13 protein-coding genes are annotated in these 15,701 nt (G+C 63.3%); 7 read left to right on the top strand and 6 right to left on the bottom strand.

All coding sequences use genetic code 11. The features are described 5' to 3' along the window. The first annotated feature begins 226 nt into the window (after positions 1 to 226). The 3 genes from UIB01_RS21120 to UIB01_RS21110 are packed head-to-tail and all read left to right on the top strand — an operon-like array spanning position 227 to position 4,727. Positions 227 to 2,332 carry a 3-hydroxyacyl-CoA dehydrogenase NAD-binding domain-containing protein gene (locus tag UIB01_RS21120; protein ID WP_038664936.1) on the top strand — a complete coding sequence of 702 codons (2,106 nt, stop codon included), beginning with the start codon at positions 227 to 229 and terminating at the stop codon, positions 2,330 to 2,332. A 43-nt stretch (positions 2,333 to 2,375) separates the two neighbouring features. Then, entirely contained in the window at positions 2,376 to 3,572 is a 1,197-nt protein-coding gene (locus tag UIB01_RS21115; RefSeq protein WP_038664933.1) for an acyl-CoA dehydrogenase family protein, read from the top strand. A 12-nt stretch (positions 3,573 to 3,584) separates the two neighbouring features. Next, positions 3,585 to 4,727 carry an acyl-CoA dehydrogenase family protein gene (locus tag UIB01_RS21110; RefSeq protein ID WP_038664930.1) on the top strand — a complete coding sequence of 381 codons (1,143 nt, stop codon included), beginning with the start codon at positions 3,585 to 3,587 and terminating at the stop codon, positions 4,725 to 4,727. A 310-nt stretch (positions 4,728 to 5,037) separates the two neighbouring features. Here UIB01_RS21110 and UIB01_RS21105 read toward each other — a convergent pair whose 3' ends face one another. The 5 genes from UIB01_RS21105 to UIB01_RS21085 all read right to left on the bottom strand — a co-directional run bounded on the left by UIB01_RS21105 (position 5,038) and on the right by UIB01_RS21085 (position 11,580). Further along, positions 5,038 to 6,081, bottom strand: a complete 1,044-nt coding sequence (locus UIB01_RS21105) for a hypothetical protein (protein WP_038664927.1) — start codon at positions 6,079 to 6,081, stop codon at positions 5,038 to 5,040. Further along, positions 6,078 to 7,979, bottom strand: a complete 1,902-nt coding sequence (locus UIB01_RS21100; protein WP_038664924.1) for a hypothetical protein — start codon at positions 7,977 to 7,979, stop codon at positions 6,078 to 6,080. Before UIB01_RS21100 ends, UIB01_RS21105 begins: the two co-directional genes overlap by 4 nt. Further along, positions 7,979 to 8,863, bottom strand: coding sequence for an SH3 domain-containing protein (locus tag UIB01_RS21095; protein ID WP_038664921.1), 885 nt, complete (start codon positions 8,861 to 8,863; stop codon positions 7,979 to 7,981). The genes UIB01_RS21100 and UIB01_RS21095 overlap by 1 nt, the downstream gene beginning before the upstream one ends. Positions 8,864 to 9,203: 340 nt before the next feature. Beyond that, complete coding sequence (locus tag UIB01_RS21090; RefSeq protein WP_038664918.1) at positions 9,204 to 10,550, bottom strand: spinster family MFS transporter; 1,347 nt, start codon at positions 10,548 to 10,550, stop codon at positions 9,204 to 9,206. Between the two features lie 145 nt (positions 10,551 to 10,695). Continuing rightward, positions 10,696 to 11,580 (bottom strand): alpha/beta hydrolase family protein, encoded by an 885-nt coding sequence (locus UIB01_RS21085; protein WP_038664916.1) that lies wholly within the window; start codon positions 11,578 to 11,580, stop codon positions 10,696 to 10,698. 100 nt (positions 11,581 to 11,680) lie between these two features. On the opposite strand from UIB01_RS21085, the gene UIB01_RS21080 reads away from it, so the two are divergent. After that, positions 11,681 to 12,259, top strand: a complete 579-nt coding sequence (locus UIB01_RS21080; RefSeq protein ID WP_038664913.1) for a TetR/AcrR family transcriptional regulator — start codon at positions 11,681 to 11,683, stop codon at positions 12,257 to 12,259. A 3-nt stretch (positions 12,260 to 12,262) separates the two neighbouring features. Here the strand turns inward: UIB01_RS21080 and UIB01_RS21075 are convergent, their stop codons facing one another. Next, positions 12,263 to 13,048 carry an IclR family transcriptional regulator gene (locus UIB01_RS21075; RefSeq protein ID WP_038666060.1) on the bottom strand — a complete coding sequence of 262 codons (786 nt, stop codon included), beginning with the start codon at positions 13,046 to 13,048 and terminating at the stop codon, positions 12,263 to 12,265. A 169-nt stretch (positions 13,049 to 13,217) separates the two neighbouring features. Between UIB01_RS21075 and UIB01_RS21070 the strand changes: the two genes are divergently transcribed. The 3 genes from UIB01_RS21070 to rpmG all read left to right on the top strand — a co-directional run bounded on the left by UIB01_RS21070 (position 13,218) and on the right by rpmG (position 15,545). Further along, positions 13,218 to 14,843 (top strand): AMP-binding protein, encoded by a 1,626-nt coding sequence (locus UIB01_RS21070; RefSeq protein WP_038664910.1) that lies wholly within the window; start codon positions 13,218 to 13,220, stop codon positions 14,841 to 14,843. A gap of 298 nt (positions 14,844 to 15,141) precedes the next feature. After that, on the top strand, positions 15,142 to 15,378 hold the full coding sequence (gene rpmB / locus UIB01_RS21065) for a 50S ribosomal protein L28 (RefSeq protein WP_015278852.1): 237 nt from the start codon (positions 15,142 to 15,144) through the stop codon (positions 15,376 to 15,378). An 11-nt stretch (positions 15,379 to 15,389) separates the two neighbouring features. After that, positions 15,390 to 15,545, top strand: coding sequence for a 50S ribosomal protein L33 (gene rpmG, locus UIB01_RS21060; protein ID WP_003284185.1), 156 nt, complete (start codon positions 15,390 to 15,392; stop codon positions 15,543 to 15,545). Positions 15,546 to 15,701 lie beyond the last annotated feature (156 nt).

Raw genomic sequence — 15,701 nt, 5'->3', positions numbered from 1 at the left:
CGTCCGCTTTGGCGCCGACATTCCCCTGATTGATAGTGCTGCCCGTTGCCAGTCGGACTGCCTGCAATATCAAGCCTTACGTGCGCTACGCCTGCGTTTCCGCGATCACATGCCTGACGGCGAAGGCCTATCGACACGCGTAACATGACTCCTTTATTCTGCTGTGCGAAACATGATTCCGTGAAATTACAATTCCAATTAGCATTTCACACAGCGGAGGCCAGTCATGACAGATGTCGTACGGCTCGAAGTTCAGGGCGAGATCGCGCTGATCACGGTCAACAATCCACCAGTCAATGCCCTTGGCCAGGCGGTGCGTGAGGGGCTGCAGAAGGCCTTTCAGCATGCCGAAGCGGACCCGCAGGTCCGTGCCGTGGCGCTGGTCTGCGAGGGCAACACCTTTATCGCCGGCGCTGACATCAAGGAATTCGGCAAGCCGCCGCAGGCGCCGAGCCTGCCCGAGGTGATCGAAATCATCGAAGCCTGCAGCAAACCGAGCGTCGCGGTCATTCACGGCACCGCGCTAGGTGGTGGGCTGGAAGTCGCGCTGGGCTGCCATTACCGGATCGCCCGGCCGGACGCCAAGGTCGGCCTGCCGGAAGTGAAGCTGGGTTTGTTGCCCGGCGCCGGCGGCACCCAGCGGCTGCCGCGTCTGGCCGGTGTCGAAAAGGCGCTGGACATGATCGTCAGCGGCCAGCCGATCAGTGCGGCCGAGGCGGTCGAGCACAACATCGTCGACGAGCTGTTCGAGGGTGATCTGGTGGAAGCTGGCCTGGCCTATGCCCGTCGCATGGTCGAGGAAGGCCGCACACCGCGCCGTACTGGCGAGCAGACCCAAGGCCTTGAGGGCGCCGACAACGAGGCGCTGATTCGCGCCAAGCATGCCGAAGTGGCCAAGCGCTTGCCTGGACTGTTCTCGCCGCTGCGTTGCATCGCGGCGGTCGAGGCGGCGACGAAGCTGCCGCTGGCTGAAGGTCTCAAGCGCGAGCGTGAGCTGTTTGCCGAATGCCTGAACTCGCCTCAGCGTGGCGCTCTGGTTCATTCGTTCTTCGCCGAACGCCAGGCTGGCAAGATCAACGATCTGCCGGCAGACGTGAAACCTCGCTCGATCAACACCGCCGCGGTGATCGGCGGCGGCACCATGGGTGTCGGCATCGCTTTGAGCTTCGCCAATGCCGGAGTGCCGGTGAAGCTGCTGGAAATCAACGACGAGGCCCTGCAACGCGGCCTGCAGCGCGCCCGCGACACCTACGCGGCGAGCGTCAAGCGCGGCAGCCTGACCGAAGACGCGATGGAGCAGCGCCTCGCGCTGATCGAGGGCATGACCGAGTACGCCGCGCTGGCCGATGCCGACGTGGTGGTCGAGGCGGTGTTCGAGGAAATGGGCGTCAAGCAGCAGGTGTTCGAACAGCTGGATGCCGTCTGCAAGACCGGCGCGATTCTCGCTTCCAACACCTCATCACTGGATCTGGACGCCATCGCCGCCTTCACCAAGCGTCCCGAGGACGTGGTCGGCCTGCATTTCTTCAGCCCGGCCAACGTCATGCGCTTGCTGGAAGTGGTGCGTGGCGAGAAGACCAGCAATGAGGTGCTGGCCACCGCCATGGCTATCGGCAAACAGCTGAAGAAGGTCTCGGTGGTGGTCGGTGTCTGTGACGGCTTCGTCGGCAACCGTATGGTCTTCCAGTACGGCCGCGAGGCGGAATTTCTGCTGGAGGAGGGCGCCACGCCACAGCAGGTCGACGCTGCGCTGCGCAATTTCGGCATGGCCATGGGACCGTTCGCCATGCGCGATCTGTCGGGCCTGGACATCGGCCAGGCGATCCGCAAGCGTCAGCGCGCGACGCTGCCGTCGCACCTGGACTTCCCCACCGTCTCCGACAAGCTCTGCACCGCTGGCATGCTCGGGCAGAAGACCGGCGCCGGCTATTACCGCTACGAGCCGGGTAACCGCACCCCGCAAGAGAACCCCGAGCTCGCGCCCATGCTGGAAGCCGCGTCGCGGGAAAAGGGCATCGAGCGAAAGGCGCTGGACGAGCAGTACATCGTCGAGCGCTGCATCTTCGCGCTGGTCAACGAGGGCGCGAAGATTCTCGAAGAGGGCATCGCCCAGCGCTCCAGTGACATCGACGTCATCTACCTGAACGGCTACGGCTTCCCGGCCTTCCGTGGTGGCCCGATGTTCTATGCCGACAGCGTCGGCCTGGACCGGGTGCTGGCGCGGGTCAAGGAACTGCACGCACGTTGCGGCGACTGGTGGAAGCCAGCGCCGCTGCTGGAAAAACTGGCCGCCGAAGGCCGCACCTTCACCGACTGGCAGGCCGGGCAATGAGTGCCGCCCGCCTGCAAACCGAACGCAGCATGAGGACTTTCCCATGAACGTCAACTACACGGCCGAAGAGCTCGCCTTTCGCGATGAAGTGCGCGCCTTTCTGAAAAGCGAGCTGCCGGCGGACATCGCCGCCAAGGTCAAGCTCGGCAAGCACATGTCCAAGCAGGATCACGAGCGCTGGCAGCAGATCCTGGTCAAGCGCGGCTGGTATGCACCGGGCTGGCCGGTGGAGCTGGGCGGCACCACCTGGGGCCCGGTGGAAAAGCACATCTTCGACGAGGAGTGCTCGGCCTTCGGCGCGCCGCGTACCGTGCCCTTTGGCGTCAACATGGTCGCCCCGGTGATCATCAAATTCGGCACCCAGCAGCAGATTGACCATTACCTGCCACGCATCCTCTCCGGTGAGGACTGGTGGTGCCAGGGCTATTCCGAGCCCGGTGCCGGCTCCGACTTGGCAAGCCTGAAGACCCGCGCCGTACGCGACGGCGACCATTATGTGGTCAACGGCCAGAAGACCTGGACCACCCTCGGCCAGCACGCCAACATGATTTTCTGCCTGGTGCGCACCGATCCCGAGGCGCAGCAGCAGCGCGGCATCAGCTTCCTGCTGATCGACATGAAAAGCCCAGGCATCAGCGTGCGGCCGATCATCACGCTGGACGGCGACCACGAGGTCAACGAAGTCTTCTTCGACAACGTCCGCGTCCCGGTGGAGAACCTCGTCGGCGAGGAAAACCAGGGCTGGACCTGCGCCAAGTACCTGCTGACCCATGAGCGTACGGGCCTCGCCGGCATCGGCTCGTCCAAGGCAGTGCTGGCGCATCTGAAGCGCATCGCCATGAAGGAAGTCTGCGACGGCAAGCCGATGCTTGAAGACCCGCTGTTCCGCGCCCAGGTCGCGGAGGTCGAGATGCAGCTGATGGCCATCGAGATGAGCACCCTGCGCATCCTTGCCGCGGCGAAGGAGGGCGGCGTACCCGGCGCGGAGTCCTCGATCCTCAAGGTCAAGGGCACCGAGATTCGCCAGGCGATCACTCACCTCTTGCGCAAGGTCATCGGTCCTTACGCGTTGCCGTTCCTCGAAGAGGAGATGCAGCTGGGCTACGACGGCGAGCTTTTGCACGCCGACTACAGCGCGTCGCTGGCCGGCGACTACTTCAACATGCGCAAGCTGTCGATCTTCGGCGGCTCCAACGAAATCCAGAAGAACATCGTCTCGAAGATGATTCTCGAGCTGTAAGGGGGCACCGCCATGGACTTCAAACTGACTGAAGAGCAGCAAATGCTGCAAGACACCGCGGCGCGCCTGGTGCGCGACGCCTACCCGTTCGAACAGCGCGAGAAATTCAGCGAGTCGGAGCTGGGCTTTTCTGCCGAGTTCTGGGGCCAGCTGGGCGAGTTGGGCCTGACCGCCGTGCCGTTCTCCGAGGATATCGGCGGCTTTGGCGGCGGCGGCGTGGAAACCATGCTGGTCATGACCGAGCTGGGCCGTGGCCTGACGCTGGAGCCCTACCTGCAATCGGTTATCTATGGCGGCGGCCTGCTTAACCAGCTGGGCGGCGACGCGCAGAAAGAAGATTTGCTGCCGCAGGTCGCGGCCGGTTCGCTGCAACTGGCGGTGGCCTTCGACGAGCCGCAGAGCCATTACAACCTCCACGACGTGCAGGCCAAAGCCGAAGCAGTCGACGGCGGCTATCGCTTGTCCGGACGCAAGGCAGTTGTCATCGGTGGACACAGCGCCGGCAAGATCATCGTCTCCGCGCGCACTTCCGGTGACAGTCGCGATGAAACGGGCATCAGCCTGTTCCTCATTGATCCGAACGCCCAGGGCGTCAGCCGTCGCGTCTACCCGACCATCGACGGGCGCAAGGGCTGCGACTTGTTCCTCGACAACGTGCAGGTCGGAGCCGATGCGCTGCTTGGAGAGATTGGCAATGCCTTGCCCGCGATGCGCTACCAGCAAGGCCGCGCGATCGCCGCGCAGTGCGCCGATGCCCTCGGCAGCATGGACGAAGCCTGCAAGCTGACCCTCGACTACCTGAAGACGCGCAAGCAGTTCGGCGTGCCGATCGGCAAGTTCCAGGTTCTGCAGCACCGCATGGTCGACATGCAGACCGAGCTGGAGCAGGCCACCAGCATGGCGATCCTCGCGGCGACCTTTGCCGACGGTGAAGACAACGACGAGCGCAGCCGCATCATCGCCGCCGCCAAATACATCTGCGCCCGCGCCGCGCGCAAGGTAGCCGAAGAAGCGATCCAGCTGCACGGCGGCATCGGCATGACCTGGGAATACAACCTCGCCCACCACGCCAAGCGCCTGGTGATGATCGCCCACCAGTTCGGTGACGATGACCATCATCTGAAGGCGTACGCCAAGCTGATGCAGGTGGCGTAAGGCGCCAATCGCGGCACTACGACCGGGCCCCTTGGCCCGGTTTTGCTTTGCAGAGAAAGGCCGGGTGCTTAGCCGACTGCGGGCAGGTGTGGAGAGGCATCGTTTTCATTTTTTTGTTGGGCGGCGTTCCGCTTCAGCTCGCCGCCAGCGCGGTAGGGTGGAGGTCGCCTTTATATCCAAGCGAAGCAACTTGGGTCGTGTCTCGGTGGATTATCCAGCGGGCGGTGATTGCACCGCTGTGAGTCATTTGATCCAGACATAAAAAAGCCGGGCAAATGCCCGGCCTTTCTACGACACGATTAGCTAGCGATCAGATGCTGTCGAGTTGGGGGTTCAGGCGGTCCAGCAGTCGCTTGCTGCGGCGGCTGTCCTGCAGGTCGCCCAGATCTGTCAGGCGCACGCGATCCTTCGGCTCGACCTTCAACTCCACGCCGCTGACCTTGCCGAGCAGAGCCTTGCTGAGCAGTTCGCAACCGTCTTTCATGCCCTTTGGCAGGTCCTTGAATTCACGGCTGCAGTCCTTTTCGGTCTGTTCAACGACCTTCTCGTAATGCGTCTTGCGCTGTTTTTCGGCGCTGCCTTCGGTGGGGTTCAGCGGGGTGTTGTAGCGCTGATACAGGGCAATGCTGCGCTCGGCCATGCCGCGATCCTTGACGCTGAACGAGGCGCTTTGCAATTCGGCGCGCTCGACGCTCGATGCCAACTCGCCCAGCTCGCTCATGAATGCCCGCTGCCCCCGGTCGTCGCCACCGAAGCTTTCGCTCAGGCGCTGCAGCTTGCGATTCAAATCCCGCAGGTTGCTCAGCCGGTAGCTGACACGCGAATCGAACAGTTCTGGCAGATTGACCGCCAGCTCTGTCTCCAGGGTGCCAGCATCGTCATCGATATCCACGTAGATCTCGACGTCGTAGGGCTTGAGTTCGGCCAGGCCGCTGATCAACGCGGGTTCGAAGCCGCGAGCGGTAGCCATGCCTCGGCCGAAGCCGCCGCCGGCCATCGCGCCGAGGCTGCTCAGGCCGCCGAGGGCACGGTTATCGGCCTCGACGCCATTGAAGCGCAGGCGCAAGCGGGTCCGCTCGTCATTGATGGAGCGGTCGCTGATGATCAACTCAGCCACCTGCAGGCTTGGCTCGCGTCCACCGGCTTCCACTTGCAGCTCGGAGATCGTCACGCGGCCGCCGAATGGGCTGGACGAAACCGACTTCCAACGCAGGGTGTCCTCAAGCTCGTGCTCGTAAACCCAGTCTTCGATCAGCTTTTCTGCCTGGCTGCTGCTGTAGGCGCTCAGGCCGAAGTAGCCGGCCACCAGTACGGCAACGGCAGCGCCGGCGATCAGGGGTAGGCGCTTGCTCATTCGTCATCTCCTTGGAGCTCGGCACGTTCGGGCCAGGCTTGTTGTATCAGCGATCTGGCCTCTTCCGGCGTCCAGTCCGGGTCACCGATTTCATGGCGTGCAAGTTTCAGCGGGTCGCGTAGATCGGCGCAGCCCTTTTCGCTGCAGGCTTGTAGCGTGGTGGCGCTGATTAGCGTCAGCGGCAGGTTTTGCTCATCCTTGCGCGACGCGTCCAGCCGCGCCTCGCCCTTGACCAGGAACCAGCCCTTGTCGGCGCTTTGCTCGCTGTCTTTGGTATCCAGTACGGCGGCGTACGGATAGTCGACCTCCCAGCCACCATCGGTTTTGCCATCGATATGCACGATCTGGCTGTAGCGTTGCGCACGGCCTTGCATCATCGAGGCATAGCCGCCGCCACTGAACGGCGCGTAGCTGGCATCGCTGAGGATGCGTCCATAGAGCTCTTCGGGTTTGCGGGTTTCACGGCGCAGCTGGCGATACAGTTGCAGCTGTTGCTCTGCCTGGCGGGCAAGCAATTCGCGCTGACGCTGGGCTTCACGCTCGCGCTCCAGCTCGGCTCGGCGCTGCAGTTCAGCTTCCTTGCGCTCGTAAGCGAACAGGTGGTTATCGGCCCGAGCCGGGTCGTATTCCCACTTCTGCGTACGGTAATGACGTGACAGCGATATGTCGTAAAGCCAGAAATCGCGGTCGCCTTCGTGCAGTCCTTTTTCCAGATCCCGCATGCCGTAGAAATGGATCGCCCTGATCTTCGGCGCGCTCTTGTCCAGGTGTGCAGTGGCGAGGTCGATTGTCCGGCGAATGCTTTCCAGATCGCGGAAAAGCTCACGATTCTCGGTCAGTGCGATCAGCGTGACGCTGCCGGCATTCCAGTGGCCGTTATAGCTATGGCCCATGCGCAGCAGGTAATGCACCTTGCTGGCAGGTTCGCTATGCAACAGCAACAGCAGATTCTTGCGCTGGTCGATGCCCACTACCGGAAGCTGCGGCGCGTCGCCGTAGATTTCCAGGCCATCGAGGAAGCTGCCTTTGAACTGATGCAGACGCACGCCGTCGCGGCGGTTGAGCGTCAGCGAGCCGGAGCCCTGCGCATAGCCGTCCGGGCCGCACGTCACGCCGCTGGATGTCGCGGAGATATTCGCTATGTCGTCCTCCGGCTTGAAGCCCAGGCGGAAGCGACAGCCGTTCTGATCGACAATTGCGGTAATGAAGTCGGCCTTGGCGAATACGTCGCGGGCCAGTGGCGGTTGCCAGCCGTTGACGCTGAACTCTTTGGCGATAACGGGAGCGGCGGCCACGGCCTGCGCAGCCGGGACTGGCGCTTCTGCCCGCTCAGCGGGTTTGGCATCGGCGACAGCCGCTACCGGCGCAGGTGATGCAGCCGGGGCTTGTGGTGCTTCGGCCTGCGTCGGCTTGGCCGGTTCCGGCTCTGCACTGGTCGGAGCGGTCTCGCTCGCAACAGGTGCAGCGGAAGCGGGGGCCTCAGCCGGTGCTTGGGCGACGGTTGGCGCAGGTGCTTGCTCGACTGCAGGTTGCGGGGCTGCCGGGGCAGTACTCGTCGCTTGCGCCAGCCAGCCGGCGGCCTGGCTGGCGTTACCGCTGGCCTGGGTCTTGCCCGTGCTATCGACGCCGCTCCAGCTCAGTTGCGTGGCGCTCGAGCACTGGCTGGCGAACAGGCCACCAAGTTTTGGCAGCAGGCGGTTGATGGCGTCCTGATCGGCTGGGCCGGCAAACGCGAAACGCAGCTTCAGGTTGTCGCTGCACCAAGGTTGGCCATCGGCATGGTCAACGAAAACCTCGACGTTCTCCGCCTTGGAGTAGGCCAGGCGGTGGCTGGCTGCCTGGGCCGAAGCCGCTACGGCCAGGCTGATGGCCAGTAGGGAAATGTGGCGTACGTTCATCAGATCAGCTCCCAGGCACCGTCGGCCGCCTGGCACGCCTTGGCAGTCTGCTGCTCATTGCTGCCCTGGGCTGTCACGTCGTACTTGATCGTCCGGCAGGTGGTCTGAGCCGTCATGGCTTGCTCTACTGGCACAGCGTCCAGATCGATGGCGTCCAGGTCGATGCCCTTGGACGCTGCGCTGGCGACATCAAGGCTGTCGAGATCGGTAGCCGTTTCGGCTGCAGCGGTTTGGGTTGACTGGACCGGTTTTTTGACCTGTACCACCAGCGGCGCATAGACGTAGCCGATGGTTACGCCGCGGCGGCCCACCATGATCCAGTCATTGTCGGTGCGACCAATCGCGGTAAAGGTGGTGCCGGCTGGCAACCCTGCAACCTTTTCGGCTTTAAGGTCGGGCGCATTGCGTACGTTCGCCGATTTCACCGCCTGGTAGGGCTGGTTGATCAGCGTCATGTTCGCTACCGGCTGCACCTTGGGCGTGCGTTTGACCGCAACTTCGCGCTGCACGGTTTCGGTCTTGATCGGCGTGATGGTGGCTTTGGCATCGCTGTGGCTCGACGACCACTGGGTGGCTTGACCATCCTGCGTGTGCTGCAGCGCTTGCTGGGTCTGCTGGGCCAACGCTTCGCGATCCCGCGCATCGAGCTTCGCGCCGATGGTCTTGCCAAGGTAACCGCCGGCCAGTGCGCCTGCGATCATCGCTGCGGTGCGACCGCTACCGTTTCCGACCTGGCTGCCGATGAGGATGCCTGCTGCGGTGCCGACGAGGGTGCCGATGTTCTCTTTGTTCGCCCACTCGTTTTCGGCCATGTTGGCGCAACCGGCGCTGAACACGATGGCGCTGCTGAGCAGCAGCACACTGGTTTTTTTTGCGAAGCCCATGAAGTAGTCCTTGTCTGAATGGCTGGCAGGTAGCATTCAGGACTGACGCGACGGCCGTTGCAGTGCCGACGGGGCTGCCGTTTCAATCCCTGAAATGGCCGGCAATTACACACAAATATGGCCTGCATCACAAACCCAAAAGCGTCTAGGACGGCAATCCGAGTCCGAGCGGCTGAAGCGGCAGTGGTTTGGCAGTACCGTGGTGGTCGGTTTTCAGCTCAGTGGGCCGACAATCCTGGCGGGCTGAAGTTGACGCCGCACAAGGCTTATTGGGCAGTAACGATCTGACCGCCGGCGACCAGTGCACGCAAGTATGTACTGGCCGCCATGCGTCGATCTGTCACGCCGGGGCAGGTGTGGCTGCACCTTGCGGTTTCCACTCCTGCAGCCGATCCAGGCTGCCGCGGTAGTGCTTGAGGCCCATGCTGAGCAGGATCATGGCGCCGACTAGTGCGATGCCGGTGACGATCAGCAGCGAGTAGCGCAGGGCGTTGTCGTCGCCGAAGACGAAATCGGTGCCCAGCGCCACCGCGGTCGGGCCGATGCCCAGGCCGACCATGGTGATGACGAACAGGTACACCGCCGACGCCTGGCCGCGCATGGAGTTGGGCATGATTTCCTGGATCGCCGCCGGGCCGACGCCGAAGGGCATGGCGATGGTGAAGACGTGCAGGGCGATCAGCGCCAGCGCCAGTTCGCCGGTGCCGGCCAGGTAGGCGAGGTTGAGCGGCAGGGTCAGCGCGGCGGAGATGATGCCGACGCGCAGCGGCGCGTCGCGATAACCGCGGCGGTGCAGCAGGTCCGACAGCCGCCCGCCGGCGATGATGCCGATCGAGCCGGCCACCGCCACCACCGAGCCATAGAGCACGCCGACGTCGCTGGCCGACCAGCCGTAGGTGCGGATGAAGAACGTCGGGATCCACGCCGAACTGCCATAAGCAGCGAAGGCCAGGCAGGCGAAGCCGAAGTTGTGGCAGAGCACGGTGCGACGATTCTGGCGGATATAGCCGGCCACCTCGCTCAGCGGTACCTCAACGCCGGCACCGATGCCCTTGCGCGACGGCTCGCGGATCAGCAACAGCACAGCAGTGAACAGCACGCCAGCCGCGCCGAGTACGAGGAAGATCAGCTGCCAGGGGCGCACCATGCCGAGCACCGGCAGCTCCACATCGCCCTGTGCCGAGGCGAACTTGACCACCAGCCCGCCGAGCAGGAAGGCCAGGCCGGAGCCGATGTAGATGCCCATCGAATAGACGCTCATCGCGGTGCCGCGCAGCTTGGGCGGGAAGCTGTCGGCGATCAGTGAATAGGCCGAAGGCGACAGCGCCGCCTCGCCGACACCGACGCCGATGCGGAACACGAGGAACTGCCAGAAGGTCCGCGCGGTGCCGCACAGCGCGGTCATCAGGCTCCACACCAGCACGCCGATGGCGATGATGCCGCGGCGGCTCTTGCGGTCGGCCAGGCGTCCGATGGGCACGCCGCAGATTGTGTAGAACACCGCAAAGGAGAAGCCCATCAGCAGGCTCATGTGGGTGTCGGTGATATCCAGATCACGACGGATCGGCTCGACCAGCAGGTTGAGGATCTGCCGATCGACGAAGGACAGCACATAGGCGAGCATGAGGATGGCGACCGTGACCCAGGCGCGGGTTTGCGAGGGGTAGCCGTTATTGTTGTTGTGCATGGCAAGGCTCCATTGGCAAGGAGGGCTGTAACCAGCCCATCCTCACTTTTGTCGGAGATCCGCCATCCGGCAAGGTGAATAACCCCTGCATATGTTTCGAAATATGCTAGCAGTGTTCCGCTCTGCGAAATTAGTGCGCTTGGAGTCACGCCACCGTTTGTGGTTGGCTCGGCATCAGCTCTGGCAACAGATGCGGCGTCCAGAGGTTGTCGGCGAAACCGCGACGGAAGAAGCCGAAGTGGCCGATCCGCGCGGCGCCGATTTCCGCGGGCGCGATGCGCTGCATGATCTTCGGCGCCGAGCTGTAGAAGCCATGCAGGGATTCGGTGTTGCGCGCCGACATCATTTCGTCGTCGCTGAAGGACAGCGAGGTCAGCGGTGTGCGTACCGCCGCGAAGGCCTGACGCACGGGCTCGCCTTCGACACCGACCAGATAGTCCGGATGCAGGCACCATCGCCGCCACTGGCGAATGACCCCGGCCGGCAGGTCGCCGACCGCCCCGATGCGAGCGCCCGGGAAGTAACCCGCCACCGCAGTCAGCACGGGCGCCAGACCATGCCAGAGCAGCCACGCCTTGTTGCGGATCTGCGGGCTGTTCTCGCGCCAGTAGCCGCTGCCGGCGGCGATGGTGACGATGCGGGTCAGGCGCTCATGGCCTTTGACCAGCGGCAGAATCTGCGCGCCGACGCTGTGGCCGATCCAGTACAGCGGCAATTCGCCGGCGGCTTCAGCGGCCACGTCCAGCATCGCGCTGCAGTCATGGCGCGCCCAGTCGAGGATGTCCACGTCCAGCTGGCGAAGCGGCATTCGCCGCGAGCGGCCCATGCCCAGGTAATCGAAGGTCACCACCTGATAGCCGCGCTCGGCGAGCCAGGTGGCGAAGTCGGTGTAGAAGCGCTGCGGCACGCCCATCGCCGGCGCGATCAGCACGACGCCGCATGGCGCGCTGCTCGGCTGATACCAGTAGCTGGACAGGGCATGGCCGTTGCCATTGTCGATGGAGCGTTCTTCAACCTGTATCGTCGCCATCTTGTTGTTCTCCGCGCTTCTGCGATTGCTGCGATCGGTGCAGTATACGAGGGGTAGAAGGTAATTCTAGAAAAATATTCTAGTTCAGACGGGAGGCCGGATGGCCCGTAGTAGCCGCAAGCAGGAAATCCTTCAGGCCGCACTCGCCTGTTTCACCGAGTTCGGCGTCGAGGCGACCACCATCGAGATGATTCGTGATCGCTCCGGCGCCAGCATCGGCAGCCTCTATCACCATTTCGGCAATCGTGAGCGGATCATCGCCGCGCTGTATCTGGAAGGCATTGGTGAGTATGCCGCGCTGCTGGAAGCCGGGCTGATCGAGACGCTGGATGCCGAGGCCTGCGTCCGGCTGTTCGTCACCAGCTACATCGACTGGGTGGTGGCGAACCCGGATTGGGCGCGCTTCGTCCTGCACAACCGCGGGCGGGTCGAGGCCGGCGAGATGGGCGAACGGCTGCGCGAGGTCAATCGCACCCACGGCGAGCGGGTCGGAGCGATTCTGCGGCGCCATCGGGAAAGCGGAGCCTTTCGGCGTATGCCCGGCGACTGCTTTCTCGCGGTGGTGATCGGACCCTGCCATGACATGGCGCGCAACTGGCTGGCGGGACGTTCCCGCACCGCGCTGGCGGACTGCCGCGAGCTGCTCGCGGACATTGCCTGGGCCAGCGTCAGGGCCTGACGATCAGACGCCGAGGCTTTCGATATCGCGGGCGAGCATTTCCAGCTGGTGGGCCAGCGAGTTCTTCAGGGTGTCCTCGCTGAGCTGGAATGACGGTGCACCGCAGGTCAACGCCATGATGCTGCCGTCGGCCAGGTGCAGCGGTACGCCGGCGGCCATTACGTTGCGGTCCCAGTCACCGAGCGACAGGCAGAAGCCGTGCTGTAAGAACTCCTCGAACGAGGCGTGCAGCGACGCCTCGATGGCGGCCCAGCCATCCCCATACTTGGCCGCCAGCGCGGCCATCAGATGCTCACGTTCCTTTTCCGGCGTGGCGGCGAGAAAGGCGCGACCGGCGGCGGTGGTGGCAAGCGGCAGACGCACGCCGGCGTCCATGCGTAGGGTGGTGACCTCGGCCGGGCGGCAGTTTTCCACGTAGATCATCGACAGCCGGTCGCGGCAGGTCAGGCCCACCGTGGTGTTGGAGCGGCGGGCGAATTCATCCATGTACGGCTTGGCCAGCTGGCGCACACGCAGATTGGAGACGTAGGCGTAGCCGAGCGCCAGCACGCCGGAATCGAGCTGGTACTTCTCCAGCTGCTGCGAATAGCTGAGGTAGCCGAGCTTGGTCAGGGTGTAGGTCATGCGCGACACGGTGGGCTTGGGTAGCCCGGTGATGCGTGCGATGTCCTGGTTGCCCATCACCACCGAGCCATGGGTAAAGGCACGCAGCACGTCCAGCCCGCGGGCGAGGGCTTCGACGAACTTGCGATCCTTGGGTGTGCCGGTGTCTTCGATGTCGTCGCTCATGGTCTCGGTCTGTCTGGCTAGTGGGCAGCGGTGGCGAACGATAGCAGATCGCCCGATGCCGGGCAGTGCGGCCATTGGCGATCATTGCGACGGAAAAAGCGATCTACTACTATCGGATTCGACATCCAGTTTCGCACAGTAAAACAATAATTCATTTTGGAGAATGTCGATGTCCGCTTCCGCGCAAGGCTACGTGGCTGCCGAACTCGCCCGTGGCGGCTACCAGAACGTCCATGACCTGCTTTCTCAAGCCTGCGCGACGCATCCGCAGCGCACGGCATTTTCCTGTGGTGACGACCACCTCACGTACGCCGAGCTGGGCAGTCGTGCCGACGCCTTCGCGCGCTACCTGCGGTATCACGCGGGTCTGCAACCGGGTGACCGGCTGGCGCTACAGCTGCCCAATTGCTTGCAGTATCCCATCGCCGTGTTCGGGGCGCTCAAGGCCGGGCTGGTGATCGTCAACACCAATCCGCAGTACACCGCCGCCGAAGCCCGCCATCAGTTCCACGATTCCGGCGCCAAGGCGATCCTCGTGCTTGATCGTCTGTTGCCGCTGGTACGCGCGGTGCAGGCGGATACCGAGCTGCAGCAGATCATCCTGACTAGTGTCGATGACCTGCAACAGCCAATCTACGAAAGCCAGGAGGACGGAACGCTGCGCTTCATGCAGGCGCTGCGCCTGGGCGAACAGAGATCGCCGGTGCAGCGCGAGGCAGGTCTCGACCGCCTGGCGCTGCTGCAGTACACCGGCGGCACGACTGGCGTGTCCAAGGGGGCGATGCTCACGCACCGCAACCTGCTGGCCAACGTGCTGCAGACCATCGAGCTGTTCGACCAGCCTGGTCTGCTCGAGCCGGAAAAGGACGTGCGTATCGCCCCATTGCCGCTGTATCACATCATGGCTTTCGCCACGAACTGCCTGAGTTCGGTGGGCATGGGCCTGCATACCGTATTCATCCGCGACGGGCGCAATCTGGACGAAACCATCGGTGCCATGCAGCGCCATCCGTTCAGCCTGCTCAGCGGCATCAACACGCTGTTCGTCGGGTTGATGAATCATCCGGAATTTCGCCGCATCGATTTCTCCCACCTGAAGTGGGCGACGTCCGGCGGCGCGCCGCTGAACAGTGAGGTCGGCCGCCGTTGGCAGGCGCTGACCGGCGCACCGATTCGCGAAGGTTTCGGCCTGACCGAGGCGTCGCCGGTGGTCGCGACCGGCACTCAGCTGAGCCCCTACCGCGAAGGCTACATCGGCCAGGCGCTGATCGAGACCGAGCTGCGCACCGTGGATGACGAGGGCAACGACGTGCCGCCGGAAACGCCGGGAGAATTGTGGCTGCGTGGCCCGCAGGTCATGCAGGGTTACTGGCAGCGTCCGGACGAGACGGCCAAGGTGCTCACACCCGATGGCTGGCTGAAGACCGGCGATATCGCACTGCTGGATGCCGATGGCTTCGTCAAGATCGTCGACCGCAAGAAGGACATGATCTTGGTCTCCGGCTTCAACGTCTTTCCCAACGAGATCGAGGATGTGCTGATGCAGCATCCATCCGTGCGCGAATGCGTGGCGGTGGGCGTGCCGGATGCGCGCAAGGGCGAGGCGGTAAAGGTTTTCGTCAGCCTCAAGGACGATACGGTTGATGAGCGGGCCTTGCTCGAACATTGCCGGCAATACCTTACCGGCTACAAGATGCCGAGCTTTCTCGAGCTGCGCGACGAGCTGCCGAAGACCGCGGTCGGCAAGTTGCTGCGCCGGCAGCTGCGTGATGAGGCGAGTGCGGCTGCCAGCTAATCGCTACTTATATATAGATGAGCGAGGCGACGAGCGGGACTACCGGCTGCATGCGCCCCGTATGCATGCTGCCGGGGCTCGGTGAGCCGCGAGCAGTCGGGCGGAAAAATCAATCCGCGCTTGTTGCTCTGGGGGGTTTCTGATATAAAGCAGCGCTCTTTTCTAGGGGCCCGGTATCTTCGTTCGCAACGTGGCCGGTAAGACCCCCATGAAACGTGGCGCTGAGCGCCGAACTGACAAGTGAATTCAAGCGGCCAACCCATGCCGGGTTGGGCATGTGGTTTTAGAGGGCTGAGGCATGTCGAGAGTCTGTCAAGTTACCGGTAAGGGTCCGGTAACCGGGAACAACGTTTCCCACGCAAACAACAAAACCCGTCGTCGTTTCCTGCCGAACCTGCAGCATCATCGCTTCTGGGTCGAGTCGGAGAACCGCTTCGTCCGTCTGCGCCTGAGTGCCAAAGGCATGCGCATCATCGACAAGCGCGGCATTGACGTCGTTCTGTCCGAGCTGCGCGCCCGCGGCGAAAAGGTTTAAGGAGAGCAATCATGCGTGACCTGATCCGTTTGGTGTCCAGCGCCGGTACCGGCCACTTCTACACCACCGACAAGAACAAGCGCACCACCCCCGACAAGATCGAAATCAAGAAATTCGATCCGGTCGTACGCAAGCACGTGATCTACAAGGAAGCCAAGATCAAGTAATTGATCGGCCCTTGAAGAAAGAACCCGCCTCTCGGCGGGTTTTTTCGTTTTTGGTGCCTGGTCAGCGCCGTTCGTCACTGCTCCGGGTAATTTGACAAGAGTCATATGCTTCGCCCGGAAATTCGCTATCGTACGAGCTTTCGTTTATCCACTTTC

The organism is Stutzerimonas decontaminans (genome assembly GCF_000661915.1).
Lineage (GTDB): Bacteria > Pseudomonadota > Gammaproteobacteria > Pseudomonadales > Pseudomonadaceae > Stutzerimonas > Stutzerimonas decontaminans.
The sequence above is the reverse complement of the archived record's forward strand: the minus strand, read 5'-3'. Positions and strand labels throughout refer to the sequence as shown.

What these genes read in the sequence shown, in the direction of transcription:
- UIB01_RS21120 (WP_038664936.1), top strand. Translation starts at nt 227, where the DNA reads ATGACAGATGTCGTACGGCTCGAAGTTCAGGGCGAGATCGCGCTGATC.
- UIB01_RS21115 (WP_038664933.1), top strand. Translation starts at nt 2,376, where the DNA reads ATGAACGTCAACTACACGGCCGAAGAGCTCGCCTTTCGCGATGAAGTG.
- UIB01_RS21110 (WP_038664930.1), top strand. Translation starts at nt 3,585, where the DNA reads ATGGACTTCAAACTGACTGAAGAGCAGCAAATGCTGCAAGACACCGCG.
- UIB01_RS21105 (WP_038664927.1), bottom strand. Translation starts at nt 6,081, where the DNA reads ATGAGCAAGCGCCTACCCCTGATCGCCGGCGCTGCCGTTGCCGTACTG.
- UIB01_RS21100 (WP_038664924.1), bottom strand. Translation starts at nt 7,979, where the DNA reads ATGAACGTACGCCACATTTCCCTACTGGCCATCAGCCTGGCCGTAGCG.
- UIB01_RS21095 (WP_038664921.1), bottom strand. Translation starts at nt 8,863, where the DNA reads ATGGGCTTCGCAAAAAAAACCAGTGTGCTGCTGCTCAGCAGCGCCATC.
- UIB01_RS21090 (WP_038664918.1), bottom strand. Translation starts at nt 10,550, where the DNA reads ATGCACAACAACAATAACGGCTACCCCTCGCAAACCCGCGCCTGGGTC.
- UIB01_RS21085 (WP_038664916.1), bottom strand. Translation starts at nt 11,580, where the DNA reads ATGGCGACGATACAGGTTGAAGAACGCTCCATCGACAATGGCAACGGC.
- UIB01_RS21080 (WP_038664913.1), top strand. Translation starts at nt 11,681, where the DNA reads ATGGCCCGTAGTAGCCGCAAGCAGGAAATCCTTCAGGCCGCACTCGCC.
- UIB01_RS21075 (WP_038666060.1), bottom strand. Translation starts at nt 13,048, where the DNA reads ATGAGCGACGACATCGAAGACACCGGCACACCCAAGGATCGCAAGTTC.
- UIB01_RS21070 (WP_038664910.1), top strand. Translation starts at nt 13,218, where the DNA reads ATGTCCGCTTCCGCGCAAGGCTACGTGGCTGCCGAACTCGCCCGTGGC.
- rpmB (WP_015278852.1), top strand. Translation starts at nt 15,142, where the DNA reads ATGTCGAGAGTCTGTCAAGTTACCGGTAAGGGTCCGGTAACCGGGAAC.
- rpmG (WP_003284185.1), top strand. Translation starts at nt 15,390, where the DNA reads ATGCGTGACCTGATCCGTTTGGTGTCCAGCGCCGGTACCGGCCACTTC.